This is a genomic window from Dokdonia sp. PRO95 (assembly GCF_000355805.1).
Classification (GTDB): domain Bacteria; phylum Bacteroidota; class Bacteroidia; order Flavobacteriales; family Flavobacteriaceae; genus Dokdonia.
The window spans coordinates 1,407,789-1,425,947 of record NZ_CM001837.1; the positions used below are offsets into that span (position 1 = coordinate 1,407,789).

The following is an 18,159-nucleotide window of genomic DNA, read 5'->3' on the forward strand; positions in this document are numbered from 1 at the left end:
CAAAAAAATCAAGCATTTTTTTGACTTTTTTTTGACTTTTTTTTCATCATGCCTACCTGTAAGTAATGCGTTTCTTGAGCTTAAATAATCATCGCGATTCTTATGTGTTCAGAATCAGGTATTTTCAAAAAGAAGAGTAATTAAAAAGAGAAAACCCCAAGAAAAATATTTCTTAGGGTTTTTTCAGCTTTTTTTTGAAATTGTACTCAAAAGTAGTTTTCACTAATCCAAAAAAGCGGGGGAACATTGTTTTTAGTAGGATTAATTCTTTGTTATATAACCACCCAATTATAAAAACTCCTACCCTCCATTTGAAAAAAATGAAAAATAACGCAAGAATTGAATTATTGAGCATTGATTATCTTTGAGATAATCGCCTCTTAAATATAAAACCTATGAAGAACCATCAGATATTATTTCTAATTGTAATTAGTTTAATGATTGCTTGCGCGAAAACAGGAGCACTCAATGCGCAATCTTCTATACAACAATTATCAAAAGAGGAACTACAAATTATAAACCTCGTAGAAACACATACAGAGGAAAGTATTGAGTTTCTTAAAAACGTGGTAAACATTAATAGTGGTACACTCAATACAAAAGGGGTGAAAGAAGTGGGCGATGTATTCTCTGCGTCTTTTACAGATATAGGTTTTACTACAAATTGGATTGATATGCCTTCCGAGATGAATAGAGCAGGACATCTATTTGCTAGTACAGAAGGAAAAAGAGGCAAGCGATTGCTGCTTATAGGACATCTAGATACCGTTTTTGAGGACGATAGCGAGTTTCAGCAATTTGAAATGGTGAATGATTCTATTGCAAAAGGTCCTGGCGCAAATGATATGAAAGGTGGTAACGTAGTAGTGCTATATGCACTTAAGGCTCTTAGAGAAGCAGGATTACTTGACGATGCGCAAATCACCGTAGCCTTCACAGGAGATGAGGAAAGTACCGGGAAACCACTCACAATAAGCAGAAAAGATTTGATAGATGCTGCAAAGAATTCGGATATCGCTTTAGGTTTTGAAACTTCGACAGGATTTGATAATGCTACCGTAGCAAGACGAGGATCTTCTAACTGGAAAGTTACAGTTACTGGAAAGAGAGCACACTCTAGCGGAATTTTTCGCGAAAGCGTAGGAGCAGGAGCAAATTTTGAACTTGCACGTATTCTCAACGGGTTCTATAATGAAGTAAGAGGCCCAGAATTACTGTCTTTTAATCCAGGCATGATGTTGGGAGGTACCACAATGGAGCTCAACCCAGAAGAAAGCAAAGGAAGTATTTTTGGAAAAGGAAATGTAGTTGCACAAACAGCATATGTGCAAGGAGGTCTTCGCTTTATCTCTGAAGAGCAGAAGGAAGAAGCACGAGCAAAAATGCGTGAGATTGTAGCAAATAATTTACCGCATACAAGCGCCGTTGTCGAGTTTGAAGATAGTTATCCAGCAATGCAACCTACTCCTCAAAATTATGAAGTGCTTGAAATTTTGAGCCAAGTGAGTCAAGATATGGGAGGTCCTGCTGTTGCGGCCTATGATCCTGGAAAGCGCGGTGCAGCAGATACTTCGTTTGTGGCAGCGTATGTGGCTTGCCTAGATGGTTTGGGAACTATGGGAACGGGAGCGCATACTCCTAGCGAGACTGTAAATATTAAAACTATAGAAATGCTCACAAAGCGTACGGCAATTCTGATTTACAGATTGATTAATATGGAAAGATAATGAGTTACGCTTTCGCGAAAGCGTACTAGTCCCACCACAACTTAAAAAGCCACATTGCTCTATGTTTATGAGTAATGTGGCTTTCTTACGATTTGTTATTCCAGTATTAAGAAGCGAGCAAATGCTCATAAAATTTTTTGAGCTTGGCTACCTTAGGATCTATGACTACGCGACAATATCCTTGCTGTCTATTTTCATTATAGTAATCTTGGTGTTCTTGTGTAGCCTCATAAAATGGAGGTAATTCTGAAACCTCAGTAACTATAGGATCCTCATAATACTCTTGTACCACCTTAATCACTTGTTCTGCTTGTGCTTTTTGCTCATCATTGTGATAAAAAATTACAGATCTATATTGTGTCCCACGATCTGCTCCTTGTCTATTTAGGGTTGTAGGGTCGTGTGTGGTAAGAAATACAGTAAGTATCTCTGCATAGGTAATTACGGCAGGGTCAAAATCAAATTGTATCACCTCTGCATGTCCCGTAAGTCCGGAACAAATCTCTCTATAGGTAGGATGTCCAGGGACTTGTCCTCCAGCATATCCAGAAACTACATTAGAAACACCTTTTAAGCGTTGTATAACAGCTTCTACACACCAGAAACATCCTCCACCTATCGTGGCTTGTTGTAAATTATTTTTCATTTTCTTCTTCTTCCTCTTTTGGAGTATCTAGTCGGTTCCAGATTTTATCGGCCTTTAATTCAAAGGTTCCGGCAAAATCCCAATTACATTCTTCTGGCGAAATTAAAGACAAAAATGGCTCTCCATTTTTAGAGCGATATAAGTGATAAATCGCACCTACAATTGGCTCAAAAGAGAACTTTGCAGCATAGATGAGATTGTTATATTCAAATTTTTTCATCATCACCTCATACTGTGCCTTTAACTCCTCATATTCAGTCTTAAATTGGTGATTAACCTTACTGATATTTGAGTTTTTCCATGTAGTTACATCGTCAGTTACGATAGCTGGCGCTCCTAAGTTTGTTGCATAAGGAGTAAGTGCAGCATCATACTTGCCTTTCTCTTCATTATAAACAACCTGGTCTGGTTTTTTCTTTGTCATAGTGGTGATCTCTTACTTGAAAGTAAATAGTATAGTATTACCTTCTTTTTGAAATTTTATTATGTGTAATCTGTTTTTGACGACTGCATTTAAAACGTGCATCATCCATGCCATAAGCACGTTTTGCTTCATGCTTTGTCTTACGTCCTTGCACTCGCTTACGCCACATACGGAAACTACTTTCCTTCATCTCACGACGCATTAATTCAATAACAAGTTGCTCCTTGATTCCGAACTGCATTTCTATAGCGTCAAAGGTAGTTCTATCCTCCCAAGCCATTTCTATAATACGGTCTAGTTCGCGTTCTGTAAATTCTGGTATTTCTTGCTTTTTCATAGTCTTTTAATCAAAATTATTTCTGTTTGCGAGCGTGTGTCGTCTTAAGATACGATACGCATCTCGCTTTACCATATTATCGTCCTTAAGCTTCCACAACACGTCTCCTGCATATTTTGCCGTTTTCTTAATGTCAATAATAGGCGCAGGATAATCTTCACCTATAACTGTATTGCAAAATTGTTGTTCAAGAACACTCATCGTCCACGGTTCATGGATGTATGCGATAGGCACACTTGTCAATTCTGGAATCCATTTCTTTATAAACTCACCATCTTCATCATGCTCATAACCATTTTTAACCGGATTGTATATACGTAGCATATTTATTCCTGTTTCACCCGCTTGCATTTGTATTTGAGGATAGTGAATACCTGGTTCAAAATCTAGAAACTGCTGGGCTAGGTGGTGCGTGGCATCTTGCCAAGGTTGCCATAAGTTATGTGTAAAAAAAGATAGCGTCATAGCACGCATTCTAAAATTTAGGTAGCCAGTCTCACACAGACATCGCATACAAGCATCAACAAGTGGATAACCTGTTTTTCCTTCTTTCCAAGCCTTTTGATAGGTGAGATTTGCTCTTTTGGAAAGCTTGTGATATCCTTTATTCACACTCAAAAATTCCATTGAATCCTCCATTTCAAACTTCTGAATGAAATGTGCTTGCCATCGCAATCGTGAAGTAAACCCATCGATGGCACGTTTATTTTTAGAGCTTTCGCGAAAATGTTTTGCTTCCTGATACACTTGGCGTATACTCACATTTCCCCAAGCGATGTATGGTGACAATCTAGAGCAGCTCTTTCTAGCTAGGCTAGGTTTTGATATATGTTTTGAATAATTGAGGTATCGATTATCATGCAAAAAGGAAGCTAGGTATCGCATCGCCATCGTCGTCCCTCCCTTTTGAAAAGGACTAGATGCAGGTGTTTGTAAAGAGATTTTTTTAAAATTATCTTCTAGAGCATTAATATATTGTATTGATAGTAATTGATTCTTTTTGGGCTGAAAAGGAATCTGCGGTTGTTTCATAAACCACTCCCAGTCTTCGCTCCATCCTACACGATTTTTAAGTTTGCGTTGTACTCCGTTATTTGCAAATTCTACCCAGCCAAATTTATTTTCTGGTGAGGCTATTTTTAGATTATTTGCATATGCCTCTAGTGCAAGATCTCTATCATAGGTAACACGCAGTCCAGTTTCTTGATGTGAGAAAACGGTGTGAATTTTATAATGTTTTATAAGCTCTTTAAAAGCAGAGACCACTTCATCATGGACAATCAAAATCTTAGTATCAAAGGCCAGTAATTCACGCTGTAAATCTTGCAATGACTCTTTAATAAAGTTAAAGTGACGGTCGCTGTAATGAGGATCTGCTTCTAATGAAGGTTCTAAAATGTAAAGTAAAAGCAGCGGTTTACCCTCTTGCACAGCATTGTACAAGGGCAAGTGGTCATGCAAACGCAAGTCCCTTTTTAACCATACTATGTTTACCTCTTTCTTAATAATTTGCTGGATTTTTAATGATGTCTTCTGCGCGCTCTTGATGCGCCTGTAATGTCTTCTTATCCATTTTATTCAAAAGGCTTAGCATCATACTCATGCGATTGTTTCCTTTAAAATATTCTTGTTTTTCATTTAAGAAATTCCAATACAAGGAGTTGAAAGGACATGCATCTTCTCCTGTTTTTTTACTCGCTTTATAATGACACCCCTTGCAGTAATTAGACATTTTGTTGATGTAACTTCCGCTTGAAACATAGGGCTTTGTCGCAATTTTACCACCATCTGCCCATTGCGACATTCCGCGAGTGTTTGTGATTTCAACCCATTCTATAGCATCTATATAAATCCCGAGATACCATTCATCTACTTGTGCTGGATCACACATAGTAAGAAGCGCGTAGTTGCCAGTAATCATTAATCGCTGTATGTGGTGTGCATAAGCGTTATCTAGACTATTGTTGATACTGCACTTAAGGCAGTTCATCTTAGTCTTTCCAGTCCAGTAAAAATCTGGCAGCGCATTATGATTTTCAAGATGGTTAGTCGTTGCAAATGCTGGCATCTCTTTCCAATACATGCCTCGCATGTACTCTCTCCATCCTAAAATCTGCCGTACAAAACCTTCTACCTGACTTATATTTATTTCTTCTTGATGCGCTCTCCAGAAGTTAATAACCGTTTCAATTACTTCTTGAGGATCTAGAATCTTACTATTCATAGCAAAGCTTAATCTGCTATGATATAAATAGGCTTGATCTGGATCCATGGCATCTTGATAATCGCCAAAATGAACTAACAAGTGTTCACAGAAATAGTCAAGCACTTCAAGTGATTCAGTGCGTGTAGTAGGCCAAGCAAAATTCTTTTCATCTATGCGTCCTATTGTTTTAACTCCAGCACTTTCAATGAGCTTTACAAGAGACGAGACGTTGGTGTCAAATGTCTTTTCAATCGGGATTAAAGTGTCTCCTTTCCACTTGTTGCGGTTACTGTGGTCAAAGTTCCATTTACCACCCTCTGGGTCTTTATCGTTTATCATCATGACGTCATATTTCTTGCGCATCATGCGGTAAAAATATTCCATCGTAAAGAGCTTTTTACCTTCAAAAAACGAACTAAGATCGGTACGAGAAGTCATAAAATGCTCTGTATCGTATGACTTTACTTCGATGTTTACGCTTTCGCGAAAGCGTGATAACATTTCGTCCAGGCGGTATTCATCTGGAAGTTGATATTCAAATAGTGATATATTTTTTTCCTTGATAAGTTGCTCAAGGTTGTCAATGAGACTTTGGGTATTTTCAGGCGCATCTAAGGTGTAATAAATCACTTTGTGTCCTTGAGATGTAAGCCAATCAGAAAACTCGCGCATTGCTTTAAAAAAGGCGACAACTTTTTGAATATGATGGGTTGCATAATCTGTTTCTTGGCGCATTTCTGCCATGAAATAAATTACATTATCAGATTGCTCCTGATACCAAGAGTGCTTGTGGTTGAGCTGGTCGCCCAGAATAAGTCGTAAAGTGCTCATTTAGAATAATTCATTTTGCGTCCATAGTCTTACAAACTTGCCATTACCATCATACATTTCCTGCTGCCTTTTTATGTTGAATTTTCTATCTCTAGGATCATTTCCTACTCCTGCGTTGTACATCCAGTTTGCCCAGTTGCTATGCACGTCATAATCTATGAGGATACTTTCAAAGTAAGCAGCGCCTACCCGCCAGTCTTGTTGTTGCTCTTTTGCCCAGAAGCTCGCAACATTCTGACGACCGCGATTAGACATCCAGCCTGTTTCTTTGAGCTCTATCATATTGGCGTTTACAAAGTCGTATCTTGTATTGCCATGAATCCATTCTCGCTGAGCTTTGTCATTACGCTTCCAGTCGTAGTTTTTATGTAAAATTCCGCCTATTTTAAACAGGTCGTTACCATGTTTGAGAGAGACATACTTGAAATAATCTCTCCATATCAACTCAAAAATGAGCCAGTATGTATCTTGATTTGAAATAATTTCCTTTTCAAACTTTTTTACCTCCCAATAAATTTGACGTGCAGATATAGATCCATTTGCCAGCCATGCAGATAACTTTGAACTGTAATCTTCGCCTACGAGTCCGTTGCGTGTTTTCTTATAGTACTGGAGTTTTTTTGTATTCCAGAAGTAATTATTGAGTCGGCTCCAAGCTTCATCTTCTCCGCCGTTCCATGGGAATGCAGAGCGATGGTCTTTAGTAAAGGTGTCTAACCTAGCTCTTGCAAGTCAGGTATGTCGCTTTCTTCATCGAGTAGATTTTTTGAAGAAAGCGCTTCGATTTTTTCTTGTAAAGGCTGGATATTGCTTTCTTTCTCGCACTTTTTACGGAATTGAGTGAATACTTGAGGAATGTCTCCGAAAGTATCGAAAGGAATATCTTGGGGATGAAAGAGAAACTGATCATAATAGGTGTGATGCTTTACGTTACTTAACTTTTTTTCAACAGCAAGGGTAACTTCATTTTCTTCACGCGTCCACTCTTTTTGAGAGTAGATTTCTGAGATGTTGTGTTGGTCTATGAGTGCTGGAATAGTCTTTTCTGGATGCTCGTGAGTTACAATCAAAGCGATGTTAAGATTGTTGAGATTACTTTTAAGATTCTCGACAGTCTCAGTTAAGAATTGAGCGCGATATTTCTCCGTCTTTTTAAACCCAAAATCACCTAATTGAAATTGTCTAGGATCAAAACAGTATAATCCTATAACTCGCTTACCTGAGGCAATTGCATGAGTCAGGGAGGTATTATCTTGTGTTCGTAAATTATTTCTAAACCATACCAGTGCGGTATCCATATTTCTATTTTGAAATAAAGATACTTATTGTTTATCTTTTAATAAATAAGATTAAACAAAATTTAACCTATGATTGTGTTATTTAACTTGGTGAGCTGGTTTGAGAAGGTCGTTTACTGTTTTTACTGGATTAAAAGTAAGTAGTGGAACTTCTATAAATATGGTGTTCCAGTGTGCCATTGCACCATTCCAAAGTCCTGGATGTTCAAGTGCTTTTATTTTCTTTCCTTGGTAGCTTTTTGAAGCGATAAATCCTGCTTTGTAATCCACATAATTGAGAAGATTGTACTTCTCTCCTTTGTAATTTTTTACACCGCAAATAATGTCAACTGGATTAAAATGAGTGGCGTTTTTAAGAATTTCTTGCTGCTCCTTGTCATCAGGGTTGATTTGTACACTTTCTATAATTTGTAAGCTCTCAGTACCATCTTCATCAAGCACCCAGAAAGGTCCACCTCCTGGTTCGCCTTCATTTTTTACCATACCACAGACACGTATGGGGCGGTCTAATAGATTTCTGTAATGAGCAATTTGTGTACTCTGGTCAAGACTGTCATGATTTGCAGGAAGTCTCAAGCATAGATTGTTTTTTAAGAAGGTAGCTATCTCTTGACGCTCGTTGTCCAAAAGGTCTCTTTGTTTGTCGATTTTCTTTAGATATTCAAAAGATGTTGCTTGAAGTGAAAGCAACTTTCCAGCAAGCATTTTTTTATAATAAGCAACTTGAGTCTTGTACTTATTTACAACTACATTATCAATATTCTTAATGAATATGATATCTGCATCTTGCTCATTTAAATTTTTAATTAAAGCTCCATGCCCTCCTGGTCTAAATACGAGTTTTCCATTCTCATCTCTTAAAAGAGTATTTGACTCTGTAATGGCAACCGTATCTGTAGCCGAATCTTGGTAAGAATAAGATATGTCAAAGGTCACACCGGTCTTACGTTCAATATAATCTTTACGTTTATGAAAACGTTTTGCAAATCTCTTCTGATGTTCTTTTGAAACCGTAAAGTGAAGGCGAGCGACAGTTCCTTTGGTAGCATACAACGCGCCTTCAAAAAGGTGCTCTTCAAAAGCTGCTGCTACATATTTTTTATAACTATGAAAAGGAAATAGGCCTTTGGGTTTTTTTCCAAAATTAAGTTCTTTCTCCTCAAGCATTATTTTTACAAAGCGCAATCTGTTTTCATTAATGTCTGCACCATCTTTGCCATACTTTTCTTTAATGCGTGCTCTTATTTTCTTGTAGAAAGGGAAGCTCTCTAAGCCAACAAAGAATAATCTTAACTCTGGAACTCCTTTTTTATTAATGTACGCATTAATGCTTCCATCATTAGGGTTATAATCTTCTACAAATTCAAATAGAAATTTAAACATTCTAGTAGCAGCACCAGAGGCTGGGGTAAATTTTAATGGATTTATACCATCTTTTCGATCCTCATAATGTTGTACAAGTTGTTCTTGTTCTTCGGGCTTAAGTACTATGAGTCCATTTCCTTTTGTAGCCGCACTGCGTAATTTTGTAAAGGGAATACCTTGCTTAAGAATCTCGAACTGTTGTTCTACTTGATCTCTGGTTACACCTAAGTCTGTGATGTGCTCTATGTCTTGTTCTGTGATTTTCAAACTAAAAGTGTATTTATAGATTCGGTAGCAGTTACCATTCTTTCTGGAACGGTCCCTTTTACAAGAATAAATGGTTTTTTATATTTCTCTAAGTTATGTTTAAAATAATTAAACATTTCCTCTCTTCTTTCTGGGCGATCTCTTAAGTCATCTTGCTCCCAAGGAGTATCTATGTACGTTAAAAGATACAAATCATATGTGTTTTCCAATGCCATTTTCTCTAATAATTCTGGACACCAGCCATTATAATAAGCCTCGCTATATGTTTTTGTAGTGAGTAAATCAGTATCGCAAATAACAAGATTTGTGGCATTTTTTATAGCAGTATTCTCTAGTTTAATTTGGCCTTTGGCTATCGGTAACAAATCCATTGGTCTACATATCTTTTGCTCTGTGTCCCATAAATCTTGAAGATATTGTCTTGCATATTCGGGAACTAGGGGTGCGCTGTAATGCTGAGCTAGCTTTCGCGAAAGCGTACTTTTACCACTACTTTCTGGTCCAATAAGGCAAACTCTTATGCAATTACTGCTGACTTGTCTAAGTTCTTCTTCCATGCTAAATATCCAAAAATGGCAATAATAGTGAGTGCAAAATATAAAATACTGCTGAAAGTGAGTCCCTTATAAAAATAAAGGGGTACGGTTATAATGTCACCTATGATCCAGTATATCCAGTTTTCAATCTTCCGTCTAGCCATAAGCCACATGCCTACAAAAAAGATTCCTGTAGTTATCATATCTACGTAAGATGTCCAATGTTCAATTTTATCAAAAATGATATATACGACATACACAAAAATCGCAGATGTAATAAAAATCACTACAGAGAGGAGGTGTTCCTTTCTAGTAGCACTCGTAATAGGAGTAACCGCGACACCGTCTACTTTTTGTGTCCAGATGTACCATCCATAAACACTCATAATGAAGTAGTATCCATTAATCATCATGTCTCCCAGTAGTCCCCATTTGAGAAGTAGATACACAAAGATTGCTGTACAAATCATTCCTGTAGGAAAAACGAGAACGTTATTTCGTTTTGAATAGACTACAGATGCGATTGTAAATACGGCAGCTATAAGTTCTAATACAATATCTAAGGTGTCGTATGTGGCGTACTGGCCAAAAAGGAAATCAAAAATCTGCGACATAATCAGAGCGATCTGTTTTTACAATTTTAATATAAAATAGACCGATGCCTATTTCCTCAAAGCTACGCTTCATTTCTTTAGTAAGTGTAGTCATCACCTTGTCATAGTCCCCATATACTTGAGTAGCAAGAGGATTTTCTATAATGGTAAGGCCAGAGTCGCGTAGTCGCTTTATAAATGCAATGATATACATTTCATAATCATTTTGTAGCGGACTAAAAGTAAGATCTACAGAGATTTGCATAGTTATTATTCTTGATAAACGTGCAGTAATGCACCCATTCCATAATTTACATTTCCAGTTTTTACTAGAGCCGAATGCTCATTGTACGTACGGTCAAATACTTGCCATTTTTTATCATTAAAGAATACCCTTCTTACATATGTTTTTTGTGATGGCAATTCATTTGTAAATGGTAATAAAGGTCTAAAAGTAACAGATACCTTTTGAATTCCTCTAGGAGTTTCAATTTCATTATATTTTTTAGTCTGTATGAGCTTTCCTTGTTTATCTGCATATCCTAGCACTTGTAAGGAGGCAAAAATCCCGTCTTTAGGAATAAAGATTTGATATTTATCTATATCGAGTTCGTACATCTCATCATCTTGCTCGCTTACGCGAAAAACAATATCCCTATGGATTACAGGTGTTCCAGGCAGTCCATTTTCGTTCTTATAAAACTGAATGCGAAACAAGGTAGAGAATTTCATATTGCCCTTCTTGCGAAATTCCTTTTCTGAGTTTATAGGAATCCATAGTTGTGCAATTTTTGACGATTTACCATCTTCACGTTCAAAAAATACAGCCACCTCACTTTCTACAGTAGGAAGCCAGCAGTTGTAATAATTAGTGTGTGTAGTCTCCTTGTATTTTTTCTTCTTGTATTTACCTTTCTTTTCTGCAGTAACGATAACTTCAGAAAGTAAGCTAGCCTCTGGGGTTAGATATATTTTGTTTGGTAAACTGGCGGCAGCAAAAGCTTGTTCCTTAAAACCTATGGCCGAGATGTATAAACTGTCAATGTCCTTATATTTTGAGCTAATAAAAGTAAACTCACCAACATCGCCTGCAAATGTCCCCCTTCCATCACCAAAGGAAATAGTAGCAAAGGATACGGGTGTTTTTGATACCGCATCTATTACGTAGGTCGTTTGACCTAGTAGTTGTGTTGTGATGAGAATCGTTATTAGATAAATGATATGTTTCATAAGGATGATTTAATATTCAATTAGCAGTCATTCCATGAGTTCTCTTCAAAAGCTGTGCCTATAACGACCATTGTTGCCCCAGCCTCATATGCCAGCTCCATTTGCATAGAATTTCTAATACCTCCGCCCACGATTACTGGAATGTTGAGTGTATCACAAACAGCTTTGATAATTGAAGGTTTTACTGCGGTTTTTGCACCACTCCCTGCTTCTAGATAGATACATTTTTTACCCAAATATTGTCCAGCAAGTGCCGTGTCTACTATGCGTTCTGTGTCATCTTGTGACATTGGGCTCGTCTTGCTCACTCGTTGCACCGCGGTTACAGATCCGCCGTCTATGAGTAAATATCCAGTAGGGATCACCTCAAGCTTGCTTTGTTGTACTGCTCTTGCAGCTTTGGTTTGCTGGCCTATTAAAAATTCGGCATTATCACCAGAAAGTAGTGATAAGAATAATATTGCGTCTGCATCTGGAGTAACCTGATTGTAATTTCCAGGAAACAGAATAATGGGTAATGCTGTTTCGGCCTTTAGAAGTTGGACCACAGTTGCTGTTTTAAGTGCTGGATCTGTACTTCCGCCTATAAAAATGTGAGTTGTAGTGGTGGGTATTTTTTTCAAGTACGCTTTCGCGAAAGCGGGATCCAGTTCAAACTTATCTGGATCTATAAGAATTGCGAGTAGCTTAACGCCTTTGTCTCTGTTGTGTATTATCTGGGAGTATATAGTCACCACACGAAGGTAGGAATTGAAGTACAAAGAATGCTATTCATTATTAATAACCGTAGACACAGGTAAATCCCTCGAACTCCATAAAGGTGAGATCATAGGTGGAGATTGCGCCTTTATAATTTACCGTGGCTGTAGTCTTGGCATCATCAAAATTAAAATCTGCTACATCTATATGCTTTAAAAAGCTCAGTCCTTCTTGAGCATAGAGTTTATAAAGTGATTCCTTTGCTCCCCATACAATGGTGAGTTTGCGCATGCGAGCATCTGCATTAGTAAGTGTGTAGTATTCTTCTATAGGTGTAAATTTATGAGCAATGCGCAAGATTTTGTCGCGTTGTTTTTCTATATCAATACCCACAGGTTGATCACTCACAATAATGGCAGTAAAGGTGTAGCTGTGTGTTATAGAAATATGCTTTCCATCGTGTAGATGTGGTTTTCCATTCTTATCGTAATATAAATCAAAGTCTGTGTATCCAGCTTCGGCTAGGAGGTGGCGTATACTCATGAAGCCCCTTTGGTGAAGCTCAGACTTCATTCCTTGTAGTCTATTCTGGCAATGATCTGTAAGTTTTATATTTCGCGAAAGCGTAGTAATATCTTCCTCAATCTTCCAAATATAGACTGTTGTACTCGAGCTAACTGTTATCGTTTTGTAAAGAGGCATCGATTAAAAGGTTTTCTGTAAGGTATTGCGTAAATTTGCCACTGCTAAGAAATAAGCTAAATATACAAATTATGAGCACAAAGACAGTACCGTACGTACCGTACAAAGTAAAAGATATTTCCCTAGCGGGTTGGGGACGCAAAGAGATCGAACTTGCAGAGGCAGAGATGCCTGGGCTTATGTCTCTACGTGAGGAGTATGGAGATGAGCAGCCGCTTAAAGGTGCTCGTATCGCAGGATGTCTGCATATGACAATACAAACAGCTGTATTGATTGAAACATTAAAAGCACTAGGAGCAGAGGTGACTTGGTCTTCTTGTAATATATTTTCTACGCAAGATCAGGCTGCTGCAGCAATTGCAGATGCTGGTATCCCAGTATATGCTTGGAAAGGAATGAATGAAGAAGAATTTGACTGGTGTATCGAGCAAACACTTTTCTTTGGAGAAGATCGTAAGCCATTAAATATGATTCTTGATGATGGAGGAGATCTTACTAATATGGTATTAGATCGTTACCCAGAACTTGCAAAAGATATCAAAGGACTTTCTGAAGAAACTACAACGGGTGTACACCGTCTTTACGAGCGTGTAAAGAATGGAACGTTACCTATGCCAGCTATAAACGTAAATGACTCTGTAACTAAGTCTAAGTTTGATAACAAATACGGATGTCGTGAGAGTGCGGTAGATGCTATACGTCGTGCTACAGATACTATGCTTGCTGGAAAGCGTGTGGTAGTATGTGGATACGGTGACGTAGGTAAAGGAACAGCAGCATCTTTTAAAGGAGCTGGATCTATCGTTACAGTAACAGAAATCGATCCTATCTGTGCGCTTCAAGCTGCAATGGATGGTTTTGAAGTTAAGAAACTAGAAAACGTAGTAGGTAATGCAGATATCGTTATCACAACTACAGGAAACAAAGACATCATACGTGGTGAGCACTTTGAGGCAATGCGTGATAAAGTAATCGTTTGTAACATAGGTCACTTTGATAATGAGATCGATATGGCTTGGTTAAACGGTAACCACGGCGCTACAAAAGATGAGATCAAACCTCAAGTAGATAAGTATACTATAGATGGTAAAGATATTATCGTTCTTGCAGAAGGTCGTCTTGTAAACTTAGGTTGTGCAACTGGTCACCCTAGTTTTGTAATGAGTAACTCATTTACAAACCAGACACTAGCGCAAATCGAGCTTTGGAACAATAGCGAGAAGTACAATAACGAAGTTTATATGCTTCCTAAGCACCTAGATGAAAAAGTAGCAGCATTGCACTTATCAAGACTAGGAGCAGAGCTAGAAACACTTTCTAAAGATCAAGCAGATTACATCGGTGTGACAGTAGAAGGACCATTTAAGCCTGAATACTACAGATACTAAGAGAGAGTCGCATAGACGGAACAATTTTTTCGCTTTCGCGAAAATGTTAAATATAAGAACCCACGCCTATAGCGTGGGTTTTTTTTGTTGTTAATTCTGAAGAAATCTAGTTTCTTTTACTGCTTCACTAATGTAAGCTCTGCCTTTTCGCCTGTTTTAAGACTAGTTCTTGTAGTGATTAGACTCATACCATCTTGTATTTCTACCTTAACCGTGTTAGGGGCAGAGGTCCCTTCTGTAAGAGCTTCCACGCGCACGACGGTTGTTTCTTTTGTAATGGTGATTGGTATTTGCTTTTTAGCTCTTTCTATTGAGTAATCTTCTAGTACAAGTACATCATCTACATAAAGGTTTATGCGATCATCATCTACTTTACCGGAGTCATAAATAGAAATCACAACATTCTTAGTTTTAGCAAAAACGTTGAGGTTTTCGTTTTTTCTCACGATACTCATGGTAAGCGTGTCTACAGAACGTTTTGCCGAAATTCGATCTTTTAATTCTTGACTTACCTTTTTAGATTTTTGAATCTTTCTGTCTAGCTTGGCAATTCTAGCTTGTGCTTCTTCTGTAGCAGACATGATAAGCATCCCGTCTAGGCAAGAGCTCTTGTCTGGATATAGTCCTTTAAAATCACCGCTAAAAGCTTTGTTATTTTCAAGTTTTCTCATTTTACCTTCAAAGTTTATGAGACACATGTCTACTTCACCTAGTGGAGATTTTGTGTACACAATATCATATTCGGCAAAGGAGAATAGTTTGTTTTCACTATCATAAATTCCTTTAATGTTAGACTTTGTTTCATGCTTGCCGCCTAGATCTGCCATAGAGTATCCTTGCACCCTACCATCTATTTCTTCAAAGGCTAGTTTGTAAGATATAAAAGCTGTGTCATTAAGTTTTATTACGCCCATATATTCATAAGCAGTAAGTTGGCCGTAAGCAGTTGCTGCGAGCAGGAAATATGTAAAAAAGAGAATTCTTCGAAAGTACATAGCTGTTTTTTAGGTAATTTAGTTAGGTCTAATAAAAACAAAACCAAACTATGAGACTCAAAATTACACTATTATTTGCGTTTGTAATCCTTGCCGTTACAAATACCTATGCTGGATTTCCAGTACAGAGAACAGCAGTTGCTGCCGTAAACGGAGTAACACTTACTGAGGATGATCAAGCAGAGGTGCTTACTTCTCCTGCAGCAGTAGAGGCAGACCGCCAGCTAGTAGCTATCTTATTATGGTTATTCTTAGGAGGTTTTGCAGCACACAGATGGTACTTAGGAAGCCCAATAGGCTGGAACATCTTATTTATTCTTACAGCAGGTTTCTTTGTTGTAGGTTGGATAATTGATGGTATTGAGATCCTTACGGGTAGCTATCCTGGGCTGTAACAAAAGCTTAGTATATAGAAAAACCTCTCCAAGTGAGAGGTTTTTTTATGCGTAAATAATGGGTTTTAATGGTGATGGTACGCTTTCGCGAAAGCGTAAAAAATTAGATTTTAATCTGTCTGTCTATTTGTTGATCAAGCGAGATAAAGGTTTCAGTACGTGATACACCGTCTATCGCTTGAATTTTTTTATTGAGTAGATTCATTAAATCCTCGTTATTCTTGCAGAGAATTTTGATAAGAACAGACCAGTTTCCAGTAGTGTAATGACATTCTATCACCTCAGGAATGTCTTTAAGTTGTCGTACTGCTCTTGCATTATTTGCAGCTCTATCAAGATATACTCCTATAAAAGCTTGTGTGCGATAGCCTAGCACTTTTGGGTCTATAATAAATTTAGAGCCAGCTATAAGTCCAGACTTCTCTAGCTTGCGTAAACGCTGGTGTATGGCAGCTCCAGAAATCCCCACCTTACGAGCAATCTCAAGAATGGGCTTGCGTGCATCTTCCATGAGTTGGCGCAAGATTATCTTGTCAATACCATCTATAATAAGTTCGTCTTTTACTATTTTCATCTCAAGAAGGTTCTATATTGAAACTACAAGATATATAAATAGTTATAAACTGTAATTCAATTTTTAAAAAGGTTATCCGCCTACGATATCTGGATTATAACCTAGATAGTCAACCTCGTACTCCTTAAAAGTAATGCCGTAGTCTTCCAGTTCTTTTAGAATAGGCTCGTAGACTTCCTTTTTGATAGGGAGTTGTACTCCAGGTGTAGTGATCTCTCCGTTGAGAATGCGTAAGGTGGCCATTGCTACTGGCAAGCCTACTGTTCTTGCCATTGCGGTTTCTACTTGATCTTCTCCTATGTTTACCATAGTTGCATCAATCTGCTTGCGCTTACCATCAAGCTCATAGCCAAATTTATGATACATCACAATCATGTCCTTATCTTCTGGAGCTAGTGTCCACTTGTCTTCTAGGATGCGTTGTAATGCTTGAGCAGGAGTTGCGTTTGTAAGCCCTATTTTTTTATTGGCATTAAAAAGATCAAGCTCTAATAGTTTGTCCCAGAGTAAATCGTCTTGATCGATCTTGAGGTAGTGACGCAGTTTTAACTCTACCGAATCTGTAGGGGAGTAGGGTAAAAATAAATTTACATAATCACGGTAACTCATTTGCTCTGTGTTTTCTAGTTGATAACTATCATCTGTCATACCTAGGAGTACAAACATTTGCCAAGCTCTAGAAAAGCCAACTCTACGTATGGTGCCACGATACAGTGTAGGGATGTCATCGAGACCATATACAGAGCGATACTTAAGAGAATTACGATTTGCATATCCTTCAAAACGACCGTGACCTTCTATCTGTAAAAATTCTGTACGTCTAAAAAGGCGTTGATATGGGATATACTTGTAAGTGCCTTCCTGTATGAATTCGGCAGCGCCACCTTGCCCTGCGAGAACTACATTACGAGGGTTCCAAGTAAATTTATAGTTCCATAGATTAGTGTCGCTTTCTGGAGCCACAAGACCACCTGTAAAAGACTCAAAAAGAATCATCTTTCCTCCCTTATCGCGTATGCGATCTATAACCTGCATCGCACTCATATGATCAATGCCTGGGTCTAGACCTATTTCATTCATAAATACAAGCCCTTTCTCTTTTACAGAGGCATCAAGAGCTTGCATCTCGTCAGAAATATAAGATGCAGTTACCATAGACTTTTCAAAAGTGACGCAGTCTCTAGCAACCTCAATATGGAAACGCGCAGGAAGCATAGAGATTACTATAGTTGCTGCCTTGATAGCCTGCTCACGTTCTTCCTTGTTAAATACATCAAGGCGTATTGCAGTAGCATTTTTATGATTATTGATGAGTTTTTGAGCATTCTCTATAGAGATGTCGCCCACGGTAATTTGTAAATCTTCTGTGTCAGATTTAGAAAGTAGGTAGTTAACGAGTTGGCTCGTGGATTTTCCAGCGCCTATAACGAGAATCTTTCGCATGGGTAGTTAGTTTTGTAATTTTGTATGAGAGTTCAAATTGAATTCTGCTGGTCTAAAGTACGGTTTTGGACCACATCTTAAACAAATAGCATGGATAAAAAATTAAGACTCACAGGTGGGATTTTTGGACTGACAGCAGTTATTATAGGAGCATTTGGTGCTCATGGTCTTGAGAAAGTACTCGATGCATCTGCGATTGCGACTTTTGAGACGGGTGTAAAGTATCAAATGTACCATGCCTTATTGCTGTTGCTTATTCCAGTTTTCGCTTTAAGCGAAAAAACGAAAAAAACAGTATGGGTGCTGCTATTGCTAGGTGTTTTGTTCTTTTCGGGTTCTATATACGGGCTGGCAACCAATGAATTAACATCTTTTGATTTTACTAAAATCGCTCTCATCACCCCTATAGGTGGTACTTTGCTCATTGTTAGTTGGCTTTTGATAGTTATACATTTCATAAAATCCAAATAAAACAGCGAAAACGTTATAGTGCTGAGCAAAGT

20 protein-coding genes and 1 pseudogene are annotated in these 18,159 nt (G+C 37.9%); 4 read left to right on the top strand and 17 right to left on the bottom strand.

Annotated features, from left to right (window positions below; all coding sequences use genetic code 11):
• Positions 1 to 395: 395 nt before the first annotated feature.
• Complete coding sequence (locus D017_RS06245; protein WP_035335395.1) at positions 396 to 1,727, top strand: M20/M25/M40 family metallo-hydrolase; 1,332 nt, start codon at positions 396 to 398, stop codon at positions 1,725 to 1,727.
• 106 nt (positions 1,728 to 1,833) lie between these two features.
• Here D017_RS06245 and msrA read toward each other — a convergent pair whose 3' ends face one another.
• The 14 genes and pseudogenes from msrA to D017_RS06310 form a co-directional block, all read right to left on the bottom strand.
• The gene (msrA, locus tag D017_RS06250) at positions 1,834 to 2,373 is read right to left on the bottom strand and encodes a peptide-methionine (S)-S-oxide reductase MsrA (protein ID WP_035335398.1); all 540 of its coding nucleotides are present in this window, start codon (positions 2,371 to 2,373) and stop codon (positions 1,834 to 1,836) included.
• Positions 2,363 to 2,797, bottom strand: a complete 435-nt coding sequence (locus tag D017_RS06255) for a DUF2452 domain-containing protein (protein ID WP_035335400.1) — start codon at positions 2,795 to 2,797, stop codon at positions 2,363 to 2,365. The genes msrA and D017_RS06255 overlap by 11 nt, the downstream gene beginning before the upstream one ends.
• 37 nt (positions 2,798 to 2,834) lie before the next feature.
• Entirely contained in the window at positions 2,835 to 3,134 is a 300-nt protein-coding gene (locus D017_RS06260; RefSeq protein WP_035335403.1) for a TIGR03643 family protein, read from the bottom strand.
• Positions 3,135 to 3,140: 6 nt separating this feature from the next.
• Positions 3,141 to 4,682, bottom strand: a complete 1,542-nt coding sequence (locus D017_RS06265; protein ID WP_081804646.1) for a deoxyribodipyrimidine photo-lyase — start codon at positions 4,680 to 4,682, stop codon at positions 3,141 to 3,143.
• Complete coding sequence (locus D017_RS06270) at positions 4,636 to 6,171, bottom strand: cryptochrome/photolyase family protein (RefSeq protein ID WP_035335408.1); 1,536 nt, start codon at positions 6,169 to 6,171, stop codon at positions 4,636 to 4,638. Before D017_RS06270 ends, D017_RS06265 begins: the two co-directional genes overlap by 47 nt.
• Positions 6,172 to 6,816 (bottom strand): annotated as a pseudogene (locus D017_RS15560) (FAD-binding domain-containing protein); the annotation flags it as partial.
• A gap of 68 nt (positions 6,817 to 6,884) precedes the next feature.
• Positions 6,885 to 7,469: a deoxyribodipyrimidine photo-lyase gene (locus D017_RS15565; RefSeq protein WP_343215434.1), complete on the bottom strand. Its 585-nt coding sequence runs from the start codon at positions 7,467 to 7,469 to the stop codon at positions 6,885 to 6,887.
• 78 nt (positions 7,470 to 7,547) lie between these two features.
• The gene (locus D017_RS06280; protein ID WP_035335410.1) at positions 7,548 to 9,101 is read right to left on the bottom strand and encodes a DUF4301 family protein; all 1,554 of its coding nucleotides are present in this window, start codon (positions 9,099 to 9,101) and stop codon (positions 7,548 to 7,550) included.
• Positions 9,098 to 9,658 (bottom strand): ATP-binding protein, encoded by a 561-nt coding sequence (locus tag D017_RS06285; RefSeq protein WP_035335412.1) that lies wholly within the window; start codon positions 9,656 to 9,658, stop codon positions 9,098 to 9,100. The genes D017_RS06280 and D017_RS06285 overlap by 4 nt, the downstream gene beginning before the upstream one ends.
• A complete protein-coding gene (gene pnuC / locus D017_RS06290) occupies positions 9,619 to 10,251 on the bottom strand; it encodes a nicotinamide riboside transporter PnuC (protein ID WP_035335414.1) in 633 nt (210 codons plus the stop codon). Before pnuC ends, D017_RS06285 begins: the two co-directional genes overlap by 40 nt.
• Positions 10,235 to 10,495, bottom strand: a complete 261-nt coding sequence (locus tag D017_RS06295) for a hypothetical protein (protein WP_035335416.1) — start codon at positions 10,493 to 10,495, stop codon at positions 10,235 to 10,237. Before D017_RS06295 ends, pnuC begins: the two co-directional genes overlap by 17 nt.
• Positions 10,496 to 10,500: 5 nt before the next feature.
• On the bottom strand, positions 10,501 to 11,460 hold the full coding sequence (locus D017_RS06300) for a hypothetical protein (RefSeq protein ID WP_035335418.1): 960 nt from the start codon (positions 11,458 to 11,460) through the stop codon (positions 10,501 to 10,503).
• Between the two features lie 20 nt (positions 11,461 to 11,480).
• Positions 11,481 to 12,194 (bottom strand): geranylgeranylglyceryl/heptaprenylglyceryl phosphate synthase, encoded by a 714-nt coding sequence (locus tag D017_RS06305; RefSeq protein WP_051583946.1) that lies wholly within the window; start codon positions 12,192 to 12,194, stop codon positions 11,481 to 11,483.
• Positions 12,195 to 12,237: 43 nt separating this feature from the next.
• The gene (locus D017_RS06310) at positions 12,238 to 12,861 is read right to left on the bottom strand and encodes a 4'-phosphopantetheinyl transferase superfamily protein (RefSeq protein ID WP_035335419.1); all 624 of its coding nucleotides are present in this window, start codon (positions 12,859 to 12,861) and stop codon (positions 12,238 to 12,240) included.
• 71 nt (positions 12,862 to 12,932) lie between these two features.
• Here D017_RS06310 and ahcY point away from each other — a divergent pair, with 71 nt between their 5' ends.
• The gene (gene ahcY / locus D017_RS06315; RefSeq protein WP_035335420.1) at positions 12,933 to 14,249 is read left to right on the top strand and encodes an adenosylhomocysteinase; all 1,317 of its coding nucleotides are present in this window, start codon (positions 12,933 to 12,935) and stop codon (positions 14,247 to 14,249) included.
• A 116-nt stretch (positions 14,250 to 14,365) separates the two neighbouring features.
• Here the strand turns inward: ahcY and D017_RS06320 are convergent, their stop codons facing one another.
• Entirely contained in the window at positions 14,366 to 15,244 is an 879-nt protein-coding gene (locus D017_RS06320) for a hypothetical protein (RefSeq protein ID WP_035335421.1), read from the bottom strand.
• A 50-nt stretch (positions 15,245 to 15,294) separates the two neighbouring features.
• Between D017_RS06320 and D017_RS06325 the strand changes: the two genes are divergently transcribed.
• The gene (locus D017_RS06325) at positions 15,295 to 15,639 is read left to right on the top strand and encodes a TM2 domain-containing protein (protein WP_035335422.1); all 345 of its coding nucleotides are present in this window, start codon (positions 15,295 to 15,297) and stop codon (positions 15,637 to 15,639) included.
• Positions 15,640 to 15,742: 103 nt separating this feature from the next.
• On the opposite strand, the gene D017_RS06330 is transcribed toward D017_RS06325, so the two are convergent.
• The gene (locus tag D017_RS06330; protein WP_013750864.1) at positions 15,743 to 16,213 is read right to left on the bottom strand and encodes an Lrp/AsnC ligand binding domain-containing protein; all 471 of its coding nucleotides are present in this window, start codon (positions 16,211 to 16,213) and stop codon (positions 15,743 to 15,745) included.
• A gap of 72 nt (positions 16,214 to 16,285) precedes the next feature.
• Complete coding sequence (locus D017_RS06335) at positions 16,286 to 17,656, bottom strand: saccharopine dehydrogenase family protein (RefSeq protein WP_035335423.1); 1,371 nt, start codon at positions 17,654 to 17,656, stop codon at positions 16,286 to 16,288.
• Positions 17,657 to 17,746: 90 nt separating this feature from the next.
• On the opposite strand from D017_RS06335, the gene D017_RS06340 reads away from it, so the two are divergent.
• Positions 17,747 to 18,127 (top strand): DUF423 domain-containing protein, encoded by a 381-nt coding sequence (locus tag D017_RS06340; RefSeq protein ID WP_035335424.1) that lies wholly within the window; start codon positions 17,747 to 17,749, stop codon positions 18,125 to 18,127.
• The last annotated feature ends 32 nt before the right edge of the window (positions 18,128 to 18,159 follow it).